Consider the following 19,420-nt stretch of genomic DNA (forward strand, 5'->3'; position numbering starts at 1 on the left):
GCGAGGGCTACCTGAAGAAGCCTCTCACCTTCCGCGATGGTTACCTGGACCTGCCGACGGAGCCTGGTCTGGGGATCGAGCTGGATGAGGAGGCGCTGGCGGACAAGATCGGGCACGACTGGACGAATCCGGAGCGCTACGATCCTGACGACGGCACCGCGCTGGACTGGTAGCTTCTCAGACCCCGGCGACCACCTCGGTGGTGCCGTCGTCAGGGAACCCAGAACCGTCTGTGCGCCGCTACCCCTTGGTGGCGGCGCACAGCTCTCTCTACCGGACTCTGACACGCAGCAATCGCGTAGGAGAGGCTTGGCGACCCACAGCTTTCCCTATCGAAGCCTGACACGCTAGGGTCGCGGGGAATACGCCCTGGCGGGCCACACCGCCCCCTTCGCGGCCAAAAAGGGACTGTGTCCCCGCGATTCAGGAGGGACTGAGTGCCCTCCGCCAGTCTGTCGCCGGGCACGGCCCTTATCTATCGAGGTCTGACACGCAACGGTCGCGGAGCAGACGCCTGGCAAGCCACACCATCCCATGTGCGACTCAAAGGGACTGCGTCCCACCCCGAGCTTCCGCGATACGGTGGACGATGTCGGTGGTGGAGACGCCCTCGATGGGGGGGATAAGAGCGATCTGGCAGCCCAGGCTGTCGGCCATCCGGCGCTCGCCCTGGTCAAGGGAGTCGAGGGTGTAGTCGCCGCCCTTGACCCAGACGTCGGGCTTGAGCTCTTCGAGGAGCCCGGTGACGCGCTGCTCGTCGAAGATGGTGATCCAGGTGACGCTCTCCAGGGCTGAGAGGATCATCGCCCGTTCGTCCTGTTTGAGGATGGGGCGGGTTGGGCCCTTGAGGGACTGGACGGAGCTATCGGAGTTGAGGGCGACGATGAGGGCGTCGCCGAGCTCGGCGGCCTGCCGCAGGTAGGTGACATGGCCGGGGTGGATGAGGTCGAAGCACCCGTTGGTGAAGGCGATCTTCTTGCCCTGGGCCTTGGCGGCCTGGACGATACGGGCGAGCTCCTCGCGAGAGCGGAGCTTGCCGCCCTTCTGGACGGAGGAGATCTCGACCTCGGCGTGCTGAACGTCGTCGGCGGTGACGATGGCGGTGCCGGAGCGTCCGACGGCGACATAGGCGGCGAGATTGGCGAGTTGTGCGGCCCGGTGGTGATCGGCGCCCGCGAGGAGAGCGACAGTGAAGGCGGCGGTGACTGTATCGCCCGCCCCGGTCACGTCGAACACTTCCCGCTCCTGGGTGGGCACGTGGATTCGTCCCTGGCGCAGGTAGAGGGTGATGCCCTTGGGGCCCCGGGTGACGGCCACGGCGTTGTTGTTGTACTCGGTAACCAGGCGGTTTCCGGCATCGTCGATGGCACTGTCCGTGTCGGGCCGAACACCGACGAGATTCCCTGCCTCACGCTCATTGGGGAGGAGCAGGTCGTAGCCGTAGGCAAATTGGGCTTGACCAAATAGGTCCCCAACGAGCAGAATGTCGTGTGCCCGCGCCGCGCGCTGGGCGGCATCGATGACGGCGGAGGTAGCGATGCCTCCTACGCTCTCAATGACGACAATGGCGTCAACAGTGGGGGCGAGCGCCTGTATGCGCGCGATGACGGCTGCCTCGGTCTCTGCCGCCGGCGCAGGGGAGCGGGGGCTATCGATGCGCAGGACCGGACGTTCGGGCATGTGAGCGTCCCGGACCGTGATGCGCGTGTGCTGATTGGTGGCGCGTCCGGCCTGCACCACGACACCGTCCGTATCGACACCGAGTTGGCGGCACAGGGCCTTCAGGGTCTCCGCGTCCGCATCATCGCCGACGACACCCACGATCTGCGCGGTTGCACCCAGGGCAGCGATGCCCGCAGCCACATTGCAGGCGACGCCCGGCGCGACCTTGCGAGATCGGGACTCAACCACAGGCACCGGCGCTTCGGGAGAGAGCCCGAGCAGTTCGCCGGATACGTAGACGTCCAGGTACAGGTCACCGATGACCAAGACTCGTTTGCTCTTTGCCGCGGCGAGCAGGGCTGACAGTTCCTGTGTTGGCTTCATCGCGTGACCTCCAGCAGTTCTGCGAGTAGTGGGGTCATTCTACCGGCCCACTCTACTCACGTCCAGTGCGACGTAAACCATACTCAGTACCGCGATGACTGCATCATGAACGAAAAGACCGCCCTGTCTCGCTCAACCACTTTCCGCGCCGTTGCCCTCGGAGTCCTTGCCGTTATCGGGTTCACCGTCGCGGGGTGCTTCTCCGTACTCCTCCGCTACGAGATCATCGGCACGGGGTACCTTCCTCGAGGCGCACTGGCTCTGCTCCTGCTGCTCGTCTTGGCGAACGCCATCCTTGGCCGCTTCGCCAAGAAGTTGCGCCTCCTGCGCAACGAGATCCTGCTGATCTTCATCATGCTCCTCGGCATGGCCATCATCCCGGGGCAGGACTTCGCACAGCACTTCTACCTCAATATCGTCGGTCTGGTCTACTACACGACGCCGGATATTGCTAGCCCGGAGCTGTACCTCGATGACCTCAACCCGGCGCTGGTCCCCAGTGTGGATCGGGAGTCTCCCGAGATCCGCTGGGCCTTTGAAGGGGCGCCTCCCGGCAAGGACTTGCCCTACCATGCCTGGATCAAGCCTCTGGCTATCTGGACCCCGTACATGTTCGCACTGTACTGGATGATGCTGTTCTTCGCCGCCATCATCTCACCTAGGTGGGAGGACGAAGAAAAGCTACTGTTCCCCTTGATGCAGGTCCCCAATGAGATGACCAACCTCAGCACGGGGTGGGTGCCTGAGCTGTTGCGGAACAAGCTGATGTGGATCTGCTTCGGCATCGTGGTGTTTCTCTACACGGTCAAGGGGTTGCACACCTACTTCCCGACGATACCCGACATCAACCTTCAGCAGACCACAAAGCAGATCGTCGCCGGCGGTCCCGGTGTGGTCTTCAACAATGTGGCCCTCCACATCTACCCCGAGATGATCGGCATAGCCTACTTGCTGACCAGCGAGGTAGGCTTCAGCATGTGGTTCTTCTACCTCCTCCGGTTGGCGGAAGACTTCACCCGGAACATGATCGGGATTCAGACGAGTTCCTACCAGTTCTTCGAGTTCCAGACGACTGGCGCGTACGTAGCCCTGGGTCTCGCCCTCCTGTGGTCGGCGCGAAGGCACATCGCTGCGGTCGTCGCCTTCGCCTTCGGGATGGGTCCGGAGCCGACGCAGATAGCCGGGGGCCGTCCGCAGCCCTACCGGATGGCCGTCTGGGGCTTCATCGTGTGCTTCAGCTTCGCTATTATCTGGGCCACGCAGGTCGGCGTCAGCTTCACCTGGGCGCTGGTTTACATCGGCCTGATGCCGCTGATCGGCCTCGTCGTCTCGCGCGTCATCTGCGAGGCCGGCATGTTCCTTTACACCTCTCCTTTCCGGCTCAACGAGTCCCTGTTCCGCATCTTCGGCACACAGCACTTCGGGCCTCAGAACCTGACGCTGATGAGCGCGATGAGTTGGGTGCAGGTTCGCGACACCGGAAGCCACTTCATGCCCCTTGCCCTACAGAGCCTCAAGCTCGGGTCGATGGCCGACCTTGACCGCAAGCACGTCCTGTGGCTCGTCATGCTCAGCACGGCGGTGGCCATTCTCACCTGTCACATCGTGTGCCCTTACGTGATCTACACCTGGGGCGTCCCCAAGCTCGGATGGTGGGAGCGCACGAGTTCCCTGGGCGCCGTGAACCGCCTGGTGTCCTTCATCCGCAACAAGAGCGAGATGCTCCCGGGCGATTGGGCGGCCCTCGGCGCCGGCGGCCTGGTCACGATGTTCCTGGTTGCCATGCGACAGCGGTTCCTCTGGTGGCCCCTCCACCCGGCCGGTTTCGTAGCCTGGTTGGGCTGGCCCATCGAGCGTTACTGGCTGTCCTTCCTCCTGGGCTGGCTGATGAAGATCGTCGTGCTGCGCTTCTGGGGCTACAAGGCCTTCGCGAAGTTGCGGCCGGCCGCCTTCGGGTTCATCCTGGGTATCTGCTTCATGCTGACCTTCTGGCTGGTATTCCACTTCTTCGTGGAAGGCCCGCCGGTGCTGATCGAGTAGCCGGCGGCATGTCGCCCGGGGCCTTGCACGAGCCTTCGCGCCCCGGAGACCGCAGCCCCTCAAGGCACACAAAAGGGGGCCACGTCCATCTGGACGTGGCCCCCTTCGCTATGCCCCGGATACTACCCGCAGAGCCTCTCAACCAGAGCGCCCTGGCGAGCAGGTCTGCCGCCTAGTGGTCGGTGACTGCGGTGGTCGCTTCCCCTACGGTGTGGTTGATGCCGTCAGCGAGGGAGCGGTATGCGCTGATGGTGCCCACGGCAATGAGCGCCAGAAGCAGGGCGTACTCCACTGCCACCGTCCCGGTCTCGTCCTTCCACAGCGTCTTGAGTGCCTTCATCGCACACCTCTCCTGTTTGCGCAACCTATCGCCATGATTGGGTGATCAAGAAGCCAAAACGACCCGGAACCCCTCAGGGGTGCCGGGCCGCTACCTTCAGCCTTGGCAATCCAGATCGCGAGGGACATGCCCTCACCACTGTTTTGCCTGATTCCACCGCGTCCCGGCAGCCGCGGCGGAATCCTCCTGATTGCTCATCCCCTGCTTCCAGCCCTCCCCATCACCATCTCACGCCTATCAGGTTACTCAGAAGGGGCTTCCCGTTCAATGGAGGTACAGTCAATGTTTCCTGAAGTCTTGCTCAAGGCAGGTACGTCAGACCATATGTGGCGCAGCGCCGGGTGCTTGCGCCGGGTGCCGTACAGACAGCCTGGGGAGGCCCTAGACCGACGGCCACTCCTCATCGAAGTAGAAGCTGTGGCGGTCGTCGCTCAGCTTGATGTCGGTGTCGAAGGTCCGACCTTCCCAGGGTACGACGTCGACGCGATCTAGTTGCCCCCGACCGTTGACGGGCTGGCGGATCCCGTCGAACTCGGGAATCACGTAGCGGTTGAACCACTGCTCCATCTGCAGCTTCAGCTCGTTCATGAGTCCCTTGCGCGCGGGATCGGAGACGAGGTTGTGGCACTCCTCGGGGTCCTCCCGTAGGTCGTAGAACTCGTTGGGACCATAGGGGTACCGGTGGATGTACTTGTGCTCCCGGGTGCGGATCATGCGCACCGGGCCGTACTCGTCATACATCACGATGGCCTCTCGCTCGGGGCAGACGCCGCCGACCAACAGGGGCGCGTAGCTGCTCCCCGGTAGCTGTTCGGCATCCGGGTTCTCATAGCCCAGGTAATCCAGCAAGGTGGGCATGAAGTCATAGTGGCAGACCATCCGCTCCTCGACGCGTCCCTGCGCAATCTGTCCCGGTCGCGAGAAGATCAGCGGCACCTTGCACGAGGTGTCGAACAGGTTCATGGGAAAAGTCCCGTTGCCCTTACCCCAGATGCCGTGGTGCCCCATGTTCATGCCGTTGTCGGAGGTGAACACGACGAGGGTGTTCTCGCGCTGACCGTGGGCCTCGAGCCAGTCGAGAATCCGCCCAATCTGGGTGTCCATGGCGGTGATGGCCGTGTAGTAGCCGTGCAGGAGTTCCTTGCGTCGCTCACCGGTCCCCTGCGGCGCTGTGTTGGCCTGCCAGGGGTGGAGCGGCAGGTCGGGCGTGGCAGTGAAGTCGCAGTCGTTGTAGGTCTCCCACACCTCAGCCGGGTGGTTGTCGCGGTCCCAGGGGCTATGGGGTGCCGTGTAGGTCACGTGCAGGTACCAGGGCTCCGGGTCGTCACCGTGGGTGTCGAGGAAGCGCAAGGCCTCGTCCGTGAAAACGTCGGTCACATAGCCCGGCTCCTTGTACAGGTTGCCGTCACGCACCGCAATCCAGCCATAGTACGGGCCGCCTCCGAAGCCGTGGGTGAACCAGTGCCCGAACCCCTTCTGTGGCGTCTGGCTGGCACCCATGTGCCACTTCCCACTCAGCGCGCACCGGTAGCCCTTCTGGGCAAGCACCTCGGTGTAGCCCAGCATCCCGGCGAGGTACTCTACCGGCCGATCATGCCCGTGTTGTCCCTCCGGGTCCTCCACATTGCCCTTGCGGAGCCAGTCGTGGACCCCGTGCTGGGAGGGCATGCGGCCCGTCAGGAAGGACGCGCGTGCCGGAGAGCAGACCGGCGAAGCGCAGAAGCAGCTCTCGAAACGGATGCCCGTCTCGGCCAGCCGGTCGAGATTCGGGGTGTGCAGGTCGGTGTTTCCGGCGCATCGCATCGCCCAGGCGCCCTGGTCGTCGCTCATGATGACCAGGACATTGGGACGGGCGGTAGAATCAGTACTCATTGACATCGCCTCCTGGGATGAGGTCGGAACTGGGCCGGCAGGACACTAACAGTGACCGGAGCTGCTCGCTAACGGCGCCGCAGGTCACCAGCCTCGACTGCGTCCTCGCCTTGCCCATGACCGGCGGGGAGGTCCTCAAACTCGAGCCTCACAACCAGCACGCTCTTGGCCCACTCGTTGACCGGGAGCCCCCGCAGGCGCAGGTACGGCTTGTGCTCTACATGGTCGCTGGGCACGAGGTCGACCGCGAAGTCCACCGGCTCGCCGGTGTTGAGCAAGGTCGCCTTGCGCGGCGTGACAGCAAGCGGCTTCAGCTTGACGGCCTCACCCACCGGGTCGCGATAGAGGTGAACGTAGACCGTGTTCCCGCGACGTGTGAGCAGCACCTCGCGGTTCGCCGCCAGACTCGAGGCCGGCTCAACCTCCTCGAAGGACTCGCGCACAGACCGGTACCATTTGCCGAGACGCTTGAGGATTGCTGCGGGCTTCTCCGCAATCCGTCCATCCGCCGTCGGCCCCACGTTGAGCAGGTAGTTGGCGTCGCGGGCGAGGTATTTGTCGAGACTGCGCTGCAGGTGCCGGTCCGTGTAGTAGTCTTCGTCGACGCGGTAGCCCCAGCTTTCGATCCCCACCGACTGGCAGGCCTCCGTGGGGCGCCCGAAGGTCAGCGGTGCATCGGCGCCCTGGTCATAGTCGCGCTCGGGGGTGCCGAAGTCGCCCTCGTCGTAGCCCCGGTTGTTGATCACTGCCTTCGGCTGCAGTTCACGAATCCTCTGGTTGATGGTCGGGTCCACGTGCTTCTCGACGTTCATGTCCCACCAGAAGCCGTGAATCTCGCCGTACTGCGTGCAGAGCTCCTCGACCTGCGCCTTCAGGTACTCAAGATACCGGGCATGGTCGGGCTCATCTCCGGGCAAAGGAACGGGAAGCTCGTGGTGTCGCCCCTGGTTCGGGTAGTTGGGATGGTGCCAGTCCGCGCAGGAGTAGTACAGGCAGAGCGGGAAGCCCCGGCGATGGCAGGCCTCGGCGAGCATCCCCACGATGTCCTTACCATAGGGTGTGTTCATCGTGTTGAAGTCGGTCTGCTTCGTGTTCCACAGGCAGAAGCCGTCGTGGTGCTTCGTAGTCAGGCACACGTACCGCATCCCGACCTCTTCAGCCAGATCAAGCCATTCGTCGGGGTTGTAGCGCACCGGATTCCATTGTGCCTGGAGCTTCTCGTACTCGCCGCGATCCACCCGACCGCGCCACTGCTCCTGCTCATGCCAGCCGTGGATGGCGTACAGGCCCCAGTGCACGAAGAGCCCGAATCGCCTCTCGAAGAACCAGTCTCTGCCGTCACCAAACCGCTTCACAGCTTCACTCTCCTCAAGGGGCCTTGCCCTGAACTCACGCGGCCCCACGGCTCACTCCTAAGGCGTCGCATAGGTCCCGCGGAACTCGTACCAGGTCAGGCAGGCCCAGTCGCCGCCGACGTTGTCCAGGGTCACCCGGTGCCGACCCGCAGGGATCGGGAACACGAACTCCCGGCAGTACTCGGGTGAGTTGCCGCCGTTCTTGCCGTCGAGGTCCGGCAAGTCTACCGTCTGGACGGTCTTCCCGTCCACTCGGAACTCCAGCTTCGCGCCCGCAGTCGCCACCGCCTGCACATACACGGCAAGCTGGGCGTCGCGGACCGCGTTGACCTCGAAGGTGGGCGGGTTGCGCAGCTCAGTGTGCAGCATCCCCTGCAGGTACCCCTCGAGTTGCTGCCCGTTCTCAATGCTCGCCTCCGCCAGCACGCGGAACTCCGAGCGCTGCGGACGTTGCCAGCGGCCCTCGACGTGGGTTCGCGCAGGATCCTTGAGGCGACCCAGGTCGGGCTGACCCTCGAACCGGAGCAGCACCAGCGAGTAGGCCTCCAGCGACGGCAGCGTCACTTCCAGGTTCTCTCCCACGAGCCGGCAGACGACCTCCCTGGAGCCCTCGAAGTCCGGCGAGACCGCCTTCGCCTCCACCGGCGCAGCACCGACCGGCACGCTGATCTTGACCTGCTCCTGCGGCCTGAGTTGTCCCTGCTGCACGTCACGGTTCACGACATGCAGCAGCAGGGAACTGCTCGCTTCGTTCCACCAGGCTGCGAGACTGAGGCCTTCGCGGTCGCCCTTGAGCGGTTCGGTGCAGAGCCACCGGCTCTTCAGGTACAGGTGGAGGTGGGACTGGTAGAAGGCGGTCTGCTGAGCAATCGTGCCCAGGGTCCCGTCACGCCCGGCGTCACAGGCGAAGGGGCCCAGCACCGGGAAGGCAAAGAACCCGCCGGCCGCGTAGATCTCGGCGCCACGGGTGCGCATCCACACAGCACGTTCATCCGCCGGTACCGCCATCCAGGGGAAGGGCGGCGTACCGAAGCCCCAGTCGTGGAACAGTACCACCGGCACGTCGCTGCCCGCAGTCTGCTGGCCACGCTGCACCAGGCCTCGCCAGCGCGGAAGTTGATTCTCGCGCAGGTCGATGTGCCCGCTATCCGTGGACCAGGCGCCCCAGACCCCAAGCACCTGCAAGTCCACATACCGAACGATGCCGTTGCCGCTGATGAGCACCTTCCGGCCGAGCGAGCGACCGTAGTCCCGTATCCGGTCCGTAAGGGCCTTCCAGGCCCGGTCATCGCGCCAGGTGCGGAACTCACGCCAGGCGCCGGCGAGTCGGTTGTTGGCCGACTGCGGCTGCGTGAGGAAGCTGTTCTTGCGCAGGTAGGCACGGTAGCTGAAGCCGGCCATCGTCCCGTCCGGGCACATCTGCGTATCCGCAAGGTCAATCCCGAACTGCTCAGCCCAGCGTGAGTCCTTCGCTGTCCAGCCTTGCGTCTGCGGGTAGACGGTCAGCAGGAAGGTGCGGAAGTCCTCCAGCGAGTGATCGTCATATCCCTCCAGGCCGCTCAGAGCCGCCGTGTTCTCGTCCATGAACAGGTAGTCTGCGCCGGCGTCGATCTGCTCCTTGCACCAGCGGAAGAGGTAGTCCAGGTAGGCTGCGCTCGACAGCGAACCATGGCGCGTGCCCGGTTGGTCCCAGGCATCGATCAGTTGCCCGTCCGGGCCGCGAGTGGCCATGTCCAGCACCTGCGCCTGGCTGAGCCCGTTCTCGTCATCGTACAGGGCGCTGCAGGTGATTCCGCCGCCGAAGAGTGCACCCAGCTTGTGGACCTGCGGCGGGATGTCCGTCCAGTTGCTCACCGCAGGCGCGTTGCGCCACTTGAACCAGCCACGAATCAGCACATCGGAGCCGACCTTGCGGGCCAGGGTTACCCCGTAGTCCGAGGCCGTGTCCTCATTGACGGTGTAGACGACGGCGTCGCGGATATCCTGCACGGGCTCCGGACGGCGCAAGGCAGTCGGAAAGTCGGGCACAGGTCGGCTCCACTCCTCCGGAATCGGCGGGGCCTGAAGCATCGTGTCACGCAGCGCTGCCTCTGACTCCTGCACGAGCGCCAGGACACGGGACTCCTGCTCAGCGGCGCTCCCTGCCGGAATCGGGGCCAGCCACGACCACCAGGTCTTGTCCGCCTGCGCCGGGACGAACCCAGCATAGAGATAGAGTGCGCTGGGAGTGTGGCGCTGCACGAAGCCGCTGGTCCCCTGCCAGGCTCCCGCGTAGTCGCTGTACACGACACCCAGGTCCATGCCGCCTTCTGCCGCCGTCACAATCAGTGCGGGCCTGCGCTGATCGAAGCGGTTCGTGGTATCACCGGTCGTGCCCCAGGGGGAGACGCCCGCGTAGGCCGGCAGGGGCTGCAGCGACGCCAGGTCACCCTGGTGAACCTCCCCGTCAGCGCTCCAGTACCGGTAGCCCGACCAGGCTGCCGGTTCCAGGGTGATCCGCGGAGGCGTCCAGACGGAGCCGGAGCCCAGTGCCCCTTCTCGCTGGCTCAGTCGTGTCCCCATCAGCATCCCCTCGTCGGTGAACACATAGTGCGCCTCCACGACCATCCCTCGCACCGGGTCAAGGGACGCCTGTCGTGCGACCAGCACTCGGTTGCCACGGGTCTCCATCGCCCAGGTGGCACGGGCATTCTCAGAGGAGAGCACCTGGCTCCCCGCAAGAATCCCGATTCCCAGGCTCGTGCCGGGCTTCGTGAGGCTGCGCCAGATGCCATCGGTGCCCTTGAGTTCATAGGTGAAGGCCAGGTAGTCGCGGCTCAGACGCGCGCGGTACTGGTCCGTCTCAAAGCTCACCCAACCGGGCTCCTCAGCGACCTTCGGAGCCGCACAGGCACCCGTCGCAAACACCAGGATCAGCGACCCGCACATCGCACGCAAGCAGGACATGACTGACCTCGCTCCCTGAGACATACCGGCTGGTCCTCCGGAGAAGCCTGCGCCCTTGAGGCAAGGGATGGCTCTCCCGACGTGGAAGTACCTGTTCGTCCTGTCCACGGGTCGGACCTGCGCCGGGAGTGCCCGGCAGCACGCCCTTCCAACCGACCCGCAGACCCGCCTGCTCCCGGAAGGATGTGCTGCCATGACGAGAACCGCTCCGTGGCTGGCTCTGCTTACCCTTGCGATCTGCCCCTATGCTCGGGCCCAGGTTCCACCGGCGCCTCCCACCTTCGCTGAAGCCTTTGAGGGTGACCTGCGTGCCTGGGAGGTCGGTGCAGAGGGCAAGTCGCCCCTCCTGCTGGTGAAAGACCGTTCCTTCACGGGTGCTCAGTGCGCCTACTCAGGCCCTCCGGGGAACATGCGGGTCAGCAAGACCACCTTCACCTTCCCGCTCGTCGGCAGGGCCGAGGTCCGCTTCTACGACGACATGGCTCCCGCAAAGCGGCAGATGGCCTCCGTTAGCGACCGTTCCAGCGAGCTGCTGGGGATTGCTTGTCAGGGAGGCGAGAGGTACCAGACCCGCCTTGGGCAGACCTACTCCGAGACTGCCGTGAAGCGTTCCCTGGGCTGGCACCTCTTCGCCTGGGACTGCGACGGGCTGCGCACCGTGGCCTCCATCGACGGCCAGGCGGTCGCCACGAACGGCCATCTGGGGCGTCTTGCCTCGATGTCGCTGGGCAGCTACTGGGACGCCAGCACGGGCTGGTACGACGATGTCCGTGTCTACACGCGTCCGCCGTCGGCCGCCACTCCCTTCTCGGAGGCCGAGGATGCCTTCGACCAGCGATCCTCTGATGGCGTTCCCGTCCGCGTGTCCACCAAGCCCGGCGCCTCGGGCCTGGTGGTGAACTACTGGGACGTCGCCGGGCAGTCGCTGGACTGGGCACTCTCCGCGCCGCAGGCCGGGGAGGCAACGCTTCTGCTCAGGTATGCGACAGCCAACCCGGACGCCGAGCGCCAGGTGCAGATCGGCGCCTACAAGGCCACGCATCGCTTCGCCGCAACCGGCGCTTACGACTCCTGGCGCTACGTCGCCATTCAGGTCCCGGTGTCTGCCGGAGTCAACGTCCTCACGCTCACCAACGTGAAGTCCGCACTGAACCTCGACTGGCTCGCCCTGGTGCCGTCGGGAGTCGACGCCCAGGCCTATGGAAGCCTCGTGGACCAGTGGGTGCGTCTGCGTCCCTGGCGAAGGGCAGCCGAGGCCCAGACGGCCGCCACTGCCCGCTCCCTGGGAATCACGCCTCCCGACACCGCTGCGACTGGCGGCGACCTTGACCTCTGGGCCGGCGCGGCAGAGCTGGAGAAGCTGGTCAGGGGCGCCGGAGAAACCCTGGCCGACACCCGGGAGCGTGTCCTATCCCTTGAGCGACCGCACCTGCAAGACACGCTCTGGGTCTGTCCGCACCGGGCCCTGGGCCCGCAGACCGAGCTGTCTCGCGAGTGTTACCGGCGGCTGATGCGCTACGTGCGCATGACCGATCCGCAGATGCGCGATTGGCCCTACCTTGAGGGCTGTCGCTACCACAAGGTCGACGGCCACCTGGAACACAGCGTGCGCCAGAACGCCACCGTCGCCTTCTGCTATGCCACCTTGCTCACCGGCAACTACGACCCGACCGTCGCCGGGGTGTCTCGCGAGCGAATTGCCGCCGACCTCTTCGCGATCCTGCGCTACCTGTCCGTCACGCACCGGGCCAACTTCCTGCCCACCGGTGACGGCTCGCCCTGGGGCGACGACTGGCAGTCCGCGCACTGGGCCTGCTACCTGGGCCATGCCGCCTGGCTGGTCTGGGACTCCCTGGACGACGACCTGAAGACCATGGTCGCCCGGGTCATCGTGCATGAGGCCGACCGTTACAACACAAGGCCGCCGGATTCCGGCGAATGGTCCGACACCAAGGCCGAGGAGAACGCCTGGAACTCCCAGGTCATCGCTCTGGCCGCCTGCATGTTCCCACGGCATCCCCGGAACGAACTCTGGCAGGAGCGGGCGAAGGTCTACATGATCAACTCCTACGTCCGTGCCTCGGATCGCACCTTGGAGCGCCTGGTCGATGGTCGCCCGGCGAAGGACCGCCTCAGCGCCGTCACCCTCCACGCCGACTTCACGCTTGAGAACCACGGCCGCGTCCATCCGGACTATCTGGCCTGCTTCGGGCTGATGCTCCGCAACGCCCTGCTGTACTGGGGAGCCGGGTTGCCGGTGCCGGAGAGCACGCTGTTCAACGTGCCCGAGTCCTACGCGGTGATGAAGCGCCTCAGTGCCACCAACGGCTCCTTCTTCTACGTCAACGGGCAGGACTGGTGGCCGCATCGCCACGACACAGTCCTCTGCGGTCCTGCTTTCCTGGGCATCCTGACCGGCGACCCGGACGGCGCCTTCCTCGAGCGTGCCGACCTGGACTTCCTCGAGCGGATGCATGCGCGGTTCACCGACGGCCGCCTCTGGAACCGCCGTGAGTTCAACTACCCCAACGCCGAAGAGGAGATGATGGCCCGCTACGCCGAGTTGGTCCTGCTGCATCGGATGGCCGGCGACGGCCCCAAGCCCTCAACCCGTGAGGAGTTCCTCGCCCACCAGTCGGGTGTCCAGATCTACGAGACCGGAGGCTTCGTCACCCACCGGACGCCGCAGAAGCTGGCCTCCTTCACCTGGGTCAACGGTGCCATGGGGCTCGTCTTCGCCTCCGACGACACCTGGCTCACGGCTCCCTCTGAGCGTGGCATGGTCGGTCGCCTCCAGTGCGAGGGCCTGCCTGACTCCACGCCGAAGGTCGAGCGCCATCAGGTCTCCCGCACCGCGGACGGTTTCGCCCTGACTGCCGAGATCGCCCGCTGTGGGGGAAAGGTCGGCCAGTCTGTGGCAGTGATCTCCCTGGGCAGCGGTCCAGTCGTCTACCTCGAGCGCCTTGTGGCCCGCGACGATGTGACGGTGACCGAGGTCGCGACCGGCACCGTGCCGATCCTCAATGAAGATGCACCCGGCATCAACCCCAACCAGCGTACCGTCTCGCTGGAGGGCTCTCAGGTGACGGTGGTCGGCTGCTCGAATCAGCCCGCTCAACTCCTGCGCTGGACCTCGCCCTGGGCCTGCATCGACAACCGCCTGGGAGTTCTGTCCTCCTCCGGCAGCCTCGGCTACCGCGACGACAACGCCTACCGTCGCTCGCGACTGGAGGAGGAGCTGATCGCCAACTACCGCAGCGAGGTCGGCACAGTGAAGGCCAAAGATGAGATCGGCCGCTTTGCGATGGCGATCCTGCCGAACTGCTCCACCGACGAGACCCGGGCACTGCCGCTGGAGCTTGCACCGACCCGGGGCGACTTGCTTGCAGCACGCCTGGGCAAGACGATCCTTGCCGCGAATCTGGGCACCGAGCCCTGCACTGGCACGGTGTTCGGCCGGACCGTCTCCCTATCGGCTGGTGAGGCCGTTGTGCTCACTCCCTAGGGTCGACAGCAAGCACGCAAGTTCTGCAGCCACATGAAGGAGATCACGCGGACCAAGGTGAATAGACCTACCTTGGAGTTCGACAGGCTCGCAGTGGCCGGTGCTGGGAGAGAACCTGGACGGCCCGCGAGGCCAAAAGTGAGGGATACACATGGCAGACGCTAAGAACCTTGGATACGACGATACCCCAATCCTGCCCGGCACGACTTGGCACGTTCACGACGGCAAGCGGCCGCAGCCGCCGATCGTCACCCCCGGCACCGAGAGCAGCCAGGAGAAGGCTGGTCTTCCGCCGTCCGATGCGGTCATCCTCTTCGACGGCTCCTGCCTCTGCGGCTGGGAGAGCAAGAACGGTGGAGAAGCGCAGTGGAAGGTCGAGAACGGCTACATGGAGGTCGTTCCCAAGACCGGCAACATCCGCACCAAGCAGCAGTTCGGCGACTGCCACCTGCACCTCGAGTGGGCTGCACCGGTCGAGGTCATCGGCGACAGTCAGGGTCGCGGCAACAGCGGCGTCTTCATGATGGGCCGCTACGAGATTCAGGTTCTCGACTGCTTCGACAACCCGACCTACCCGGACGGCACCACCGGCGGGATCTACGGCCAGTATCCGCCGCTTGCCAACGCTTGCCGCAAGCCCGGCGAGTGGAACGTCTACGACATCATCTGGGAGACCCCGCGCTGGGATGACGAGAAGCTCGTCAAGCCCGCCTACGTCACCGTCATCCTCAACGGAATCGTCCTGCATCACCGCAAGCAGCTTCGCGGCACCACCTCTCACCGCGTGCTGACCGAGTACGTCCGGCATGCGCCGACCGGTCCGCTGGAGCTCCAGGACCACACCAACCCCGTGCGGTTCCGCAACATCTGGTACCGCCCGCTCAAGGACTACGACGAGGCCTAAGCGACCTGTCGCGGCCATACCCTAGTTCTCCAGCACCCCTGCCTGCCCAGGGACTGACCTTACCCCTCCCGAAATGCAGGCAGGGGTGGCTTTGTTTGCGGCAGTTGCGGAATACGTGAAGGGCGAGGTGGAAGCGGTGGCGAACTGACCGCCTGACCTGTTGGCTGCACCCTACTGCTAAGTCTGCGGAATACGCTCAGACGTTCCCTCAGGGAGGAACTACGATGGCACTCAGAGTTGGCGTGGTTGGGATGCGTGGCATCGGCAACACCCATGCCACGGCCCACAAGAACGACGACCTGGCCGAACTCGTCGCAGTGTGCGACGTCATCAAGCAGCCGGCCGACGAGGCTGCCGAGAAGTTCGGCGTCAAAGCCTACTACAGCCTCAGCGATATGCTCGCCAATGAGGACCTCGACATCGTCGACATCACCACCGGCGGCATCGAGAACGGAAGCTGGCACTACGAGCCCGTCATGGAGGCTCTTGAGGCCGGCAAGAACGTGCTTGTGGAGAAGCCAATCTCCAACGACATCAACCTGGCGCGCGAGATGGTTGCGACCGCCACCAAGAAGGACGTCTATCTCGGCTGCAACCTCAACCACTTCTTCACCGAGCCCGCGGCGCGAGCCAAGAAGTACATGCAGGACGGCCAGATCGGCGAGTTGGTCTACTGCCTGCACAAGGTCGGCTTCAACGGTGGCGAGTTCACCTACAAGCCCAATGCCGGACAGCGCTTTGGCGGCGTGCCCTATGGCCACCTCAAGGCCTTCCTGTCTCATCCCTTCGCCTGCATGCGCCACTTCTGCGGCGACATCACCCACCTCCAGGCTTTCGTCGATCGCCCGAGTTACCGCCGCCATGCCGGTGACGCCATGCTCTCCATCGCCAGCATCCACGTGCGCTTCGCCAACGACGCCGTCGGCTACCTCATCAGCCAGCGCGGAGATGCCCCCTACGGTCTCGGTGGATGGTGGAGCCTGGAGGTCGCAGGCACTCGCGGCACCTTCTGCATCGAGAACTGTGTCGAGAAGCTGACCTACTGGCCCGCTCCCGATCCCAGCAATCCCGCTGCCGCTCCTGCGTCCCTGGGCTATGCAGCCGGTGCCGAGGTTCTCAACACAGGCGTCACCGATTTCGGCGCCACCTTCCCGAACCGCATCCACGCGTACCTCGAAGACGTCACCAACGGCGTGCCGAAGGAACGGATCCGGGCTTCCGGCCGCGATGCCCTGGCGACGCTGGAGTACACCTGGGCGGTCATGGAGTCCTACGAGCAGGGCGGCATTATGCTCCGGCCGCATCCGCTGCCCCCGCTCAAGGGCGTCCCGGGCGAGTAGGGCGATAGCCCTCGCTTCTGAACAACCCGCAAAGGGCGACCACTGCCTCCCGTCACTTCAGGGGCCGCCCTTTGCCTCGTTTGCCATGACACACCAAAACCCATCGGAGGCTCTCCGACCATGGCCCGTAAGCGCCACCCCAATCTGATCTTCTTCGGCATTGACTCGCTGCGCGCCGACCACATGAGCTGCTACAACTACCCCCGGCTGACCACTCCGCACATCGACCGGTTCGCGCAGGGCGCAACTCTCTTCGAGAACTACTTCAGCCCCAACATCCCGACCACCAGCGGCTATGCCGCGATGCTCACCGGCATGGACCTGTTCACCTCGCAGGTCGTCGCCCTCCGTCACAAGGGGCCGATGCGCGAAGAGGTCAAGACCCTCGCCGAGATACTGCGCGAGGCCGGCTACACCACCACTTCCGTTGGCTACCAGGGCAACCCCTCGGCTCGCGGCTTCGACAACTACCTCAACTTCTCCGGCTGGGGAAGCTGGAACACCGGGCGCAGCCCCAAGGCCGAGAACCTCAACGCCGTAGCGATCCCCGAACTCGATCGCCTCGCGTCCCAGAAGAAGCCCTTCCTGCTCTTCCTGCGCCACATGGACCCGCATGCGCCGTACCTTCCGCCGGCTCCCTACGAGCGCGCCTTCTACCACGGCAAGGAGTGCGATCCCGACAACCACTCCATGGACCCGGTCATGTCCTTCAAGCCCTTCTGCGACTTCTTCGCAAGCTGGATGCCGCCGGGCATCTCCGACAAAGACTACATGATCGCCCAGTACGACGGCGCAGTGGCCTACATGGATGCCTGCATCCAGACGCTCTTCAACGCCCTGGAGCAGCGCGGGCTCCTCGAAGACTCCATCGTGGTCATCACCTCCGACCACGGCGAGACCCTCTATGATCACGAGTGCTGGTTCGATCACCATGGCACCTACGATAACGTGCTGCACGTGCCACTGATCCTGCGCTACCCGGGCAAGGTCCCTGCGGGGCAGCGCCTCAAGGGCTTTGGCCGCCACTTCGACCTCGTGCCGACGCTGCTGGAGCTTGCCGAGATCGACAGCGGCATCGACTTCGACGGTCTCAGCCTGATGCCGATGGTACGCGGCGAGGTCGCCTCGAATCCCAGCGAGATGTACATCACCGAGTGCACCTGGATGCGCAAGCACGGGTGGCGCACCCCGGAGTGGAAGCTCATCGTCGCCCTGGAGCCCGACTTCCACTTCAAGCCGTCTGTCGAGCTGTACAACCTCGTCGAGGACCCCGGCGAGAACAACAACCTGGCCGAGGCATGCCCCGAGGTCGTCAAGATGCTCATGGGTCGCATGAAGGCCCACATCGCGAAGCGCGAAGCCGAGACCGGCCTCAAGGACCCCATCAAGCATCAGGGCGACTGGCACGGTCACAAGGGCGTCGGTGCCTTCAAGACCTCGCAGCAGGCCTATGACACCCTGCACATCGGCGACCCGGCCCAGGCTGCGAAGCTGCAGGCCGAGGCGCGCAAGTAACCGCGCGGACCCTGTGCCGCGCCATGACAACAGGGGAGGAAGGACCGATGAAACTCGGAGTCAATTCCGTGCTCTTCGGCGGCTACCCGATGGAAGCCGCCTTCAAGTACACCGCAATGTCCGGCTATGACGGGATCGAGCTCTCCGCCATCGACGGCATGAGCCAGCATCTCGTCCTCGATGAAAACTGGCGCTCCCTCGTGCCCGAGATCAAGCGACTGGCAGGCGAGTATGGCCTTGAGTTGATGGCCATGGAGCAGCCCTCGCAGGACCCGGCGAAGATGGAGCTCGCCTTCCAGGCCGCCGTCGAGATCGGCATCCCCGTGATCAACTGCGGCCCCGGCGGCAAGTCCGATGACGACTCCACCTGGCAGCCCGTGGTCGACTCCCTGGGCAGCCTGGCAGACATGGCCGGTCGCTACGGGGTAACCCTCTGCGTGAAGGCCCATGTGGGCGCCGCCATCTACAACACGCCTACGACCCTGCGCCTGATGGAGGCCGTGACCTCGTCGTCGCTGGGTATCGACATGGATCCCTCGCACATCCATCGAGCCGGTGAGAACCCGGTCGAGGCCATCGCCGCCGTCATCTCGCGGGTCAAGCACGTCCACATCCGCGACTGCAAGGGTCGCGAGCGTGGTCCCGGCAAGCCCGAGCTCCAGGCCAATGGCCGTGGCGATATCGACCTCGTCGGCTATGTCCGTGTGCTGCATGAGAACGGCTACGACGGTGCCCTCGACCTTGAGATCATCGGGGCCAAGGAATACGCGCTGGAGCAGTGCTGCGTGATCGCCGCCGAGTCGCGCGGTCACATGCAGGCTTGCCTCCAGGCCTGCGGCGCTCGCTAGCCAGGCCGTCCCAACCTCACCCCGAAAGCAACAGGCCGGCCCCTGAAGGGTCGGCCTGTTCGTTACCTCATGACCTTGCCGTCTCAGAGCATACCGACGCGGCGCAGGAAGGCCTCGGTCTGGTTCATCGACTCCTCAAAGTCCTGCTGGGTGTACAGCAGATAGCCGTGAAGGCCTCCCGGCTTCACCACCAGCTCGCACTGGTTCCCCGCCTTCACCATCGCCTCCTGAAAGGCCTGGGCGCCCTTGAAGGGGCAGACCGTATCCCCGGTTCCGTGGAAGACGATCGTGGGGGGAAGCCCCGGACGCACTCGGTGCAGTGGCGAGATCTCACGCCAGTGCTCGCCGCACTTCGCGTTGCCGTAGCCCTCCGTCGAGCAGTCGATGACCGGGTAGTACAGCACCAGCGCGTTCGGCGCACACGAGACGGTCGTGTCCTCACCCTCCTCGTCCAGCCCATCGAAGAGGCCTGTCCCGGCTGCCACATGACCTCCTGCAGAGTCGCCTGCGGCGACGATCCGCCGAGGATCGATTGCCAGCTCCCCTGCATGGGCGCGTAGGTAGCGCAGGGCCGACCGCCCGTCCTTCACGCACTCGAAGGGAGTGGTGCCCTTCGGCTTGCCAATCACCCGGTACTCGGGGCAGACCGCGATCATGCCCAGCTTCGCCATATGATCGGCGAAGGCGTAGAGCTTCCGTGGCTCACCAC

Annotated in this window: 12 protein-coding genes; 6 read left to right on the forward strand and 6 right to left on the reverse strand. The window is 64.9% G+C overall.

All coding sequences use genetic code 11. The features are described from left to right. Window positions 1-543: 543 nt before the first annotated feature. On the reverse strand, window positions 544-2,046 hold the full coding sequence (locus ABFE16_13885) for a PfkB family carbohydrate kinase (protein ID MEN6346385.1): 1,503 nt from the start codon (window positions 2,044-2,046) through the stop codon (window positions 544-546). A 105-nt stretch (window positions 2,047-2,151) separates the two neighbouring features. On the opposite strand from ABFE16_13885, the gene ABFE16_13890 reads away from it, so the two are divergent. After that, complete coding sequence (locus tag ABFE16_13890; protein ID MEN6346386.1) at window positions 2,152-4,086, forward strand: DUF6785 family protein; 1,935 nt, start codon at window positions 2,152-2,154, stop codon at window positions 4,084-4,086. 172 nt (window positions 4,087-4,258) lie between these two features. On the opposite strand, the gene ABFE16_13895 is transcribed toward ABFE16_13890, so the two are convergent. From ABFE16_13895 to ABFE16_13910, 4 genes are all read right to left on the reverse strand, one after another. Next, window positions 4,259-4,426, reverse strand: coding sequence for a Flp family type IVb pilin (locus tag ABFE16_13895; protein ID MEN6346387.1), 168 nt, complete (start codon window positions 4,424-4,426; stop codon window positions 4,259-4,261). 381 nt (window positions 4,427-4,807) lie between these two features. Continuing rightward, the gene (locus tag ABFE16_13900; protein ID MEN6346388.1) at window positions 4,808-6,298 is read right to left on the reverse strand and encodes a sulfatase-like hydrolase/transferase; all 1,491 of its coding nucleotides are present in this window, start codon (window positions 6,296-6,298) and stop codon (window positions 4,808-4,810) included. Between the two features lie 68 nt (window positions 6,299-6,366). Next, on the reverse strand, window positions 6,367-7,653 hold the full coding sequence (locus tag ABFE16_13905; GenBank protein MEN6346389.1) for an alpha-L-fucosidase: 1,287 nt from the start codon (window positions 7,651-7,653) through the stop codon (window positions 6,367-6,369). Between the two features lie 57 nt (window positions 7,654-7,710). Then, window positions 7,711-10,599, reverse strand: coding sequence for a hypothetical protein (locus ABFE16_13910; GenBank protein ID MEN6346390.1), 2,889 nt, complete (start codon window positions 10,597-10,599; stop codon window positions 7,711-7,713). Between the two features lie 193 nt (window positions 10,600-10,792). Here ABFE16_13910 and ABFE16_13915 point away from each other — a divergent pair, with 193 nt between their 5' ends. From ABFE16_13915 to ABFE16_13935, 5 genes are all read left to right on the forward strand, one after another. Next, the gene (locus tag ABFE16_13915; protein ID MEN6346391.1) at window positions 10,793-14,104 is read left to right on the forward strand and encodes a hypothetical protein; all 3,312 of its coding nucleotides are present in this window, start codon (window positions 10,793-10,795) and stop codon (window positions 14,102-14,104) included. Window positions 14,105-14,255: 151 nt separating this feature from the next. Beyond that, window positions 14,256-15,008 (forward strand): DUF1080 domain-containing protein, encoded by a 753-nt coding sequence (locus ABFE16_13920; protein MEN6346392.1) that lies wholly within the window; start codon window positions 14,256-14,258, stop codon window positions 15,006-15,008. A 224-nt stretch (window positions 15,009-15,232) separates the two neighbouring features. Then, window positions 15,233-16,348, forward strand: a complete 1,116-nt coding sequence (locus ABFE16_13925) for a Gfo/Idh/MocA family oxidoreductase (GenBank protein ID MEN6346393.1) — start codon at window positions 15,233-15,235, stop codon at window positions 16,346-16,348. Window positions 16,349-16,468: 120 nt separating this feature from the next. Beyond that, entirely contained in the window at window positions 16,469-17,863 is a 1,395-nt protein-coding gene (locus tag ABFE16_13930; protein ID MEN6346394.1) for a sulfatase, read from the forward strand. Between the two features lie 47 nt (window positions 17,864-17,910). Then, window positions 17,911-18,711 (forward strand): sugar phosphate isomerase/epimerase, encoded by an 801-nt coding sequence (locus ABFE16_13935; protein ID MEN6346395.1) that lies wholly within the window; start codon window positions 17,911-17,913, stop codon window positions 18,709-18,711. 83 nt (window positions 18,712-18,794) lie between these two features. Here the strand turns inward: ABFE16_13935 and ABFE16_13940 are convergent. Next, window positions 18,795-19,420 (reverse strand): alpha/beta hydrolase (locus ABFE16_13940; GenBank protein MEN6346396.1); only part of this gene is annotated, 626 nt, incomplete at its 5' end.

The sequence above is a fragment of the Armatimonadia bacterium genome (genome assembly GCA_039679385.1).
Lineage (GTDB): Bacteria > Armatimonadota > Zipacnadia > Zipacnadales > JABUFB01 > JAJFTQ01.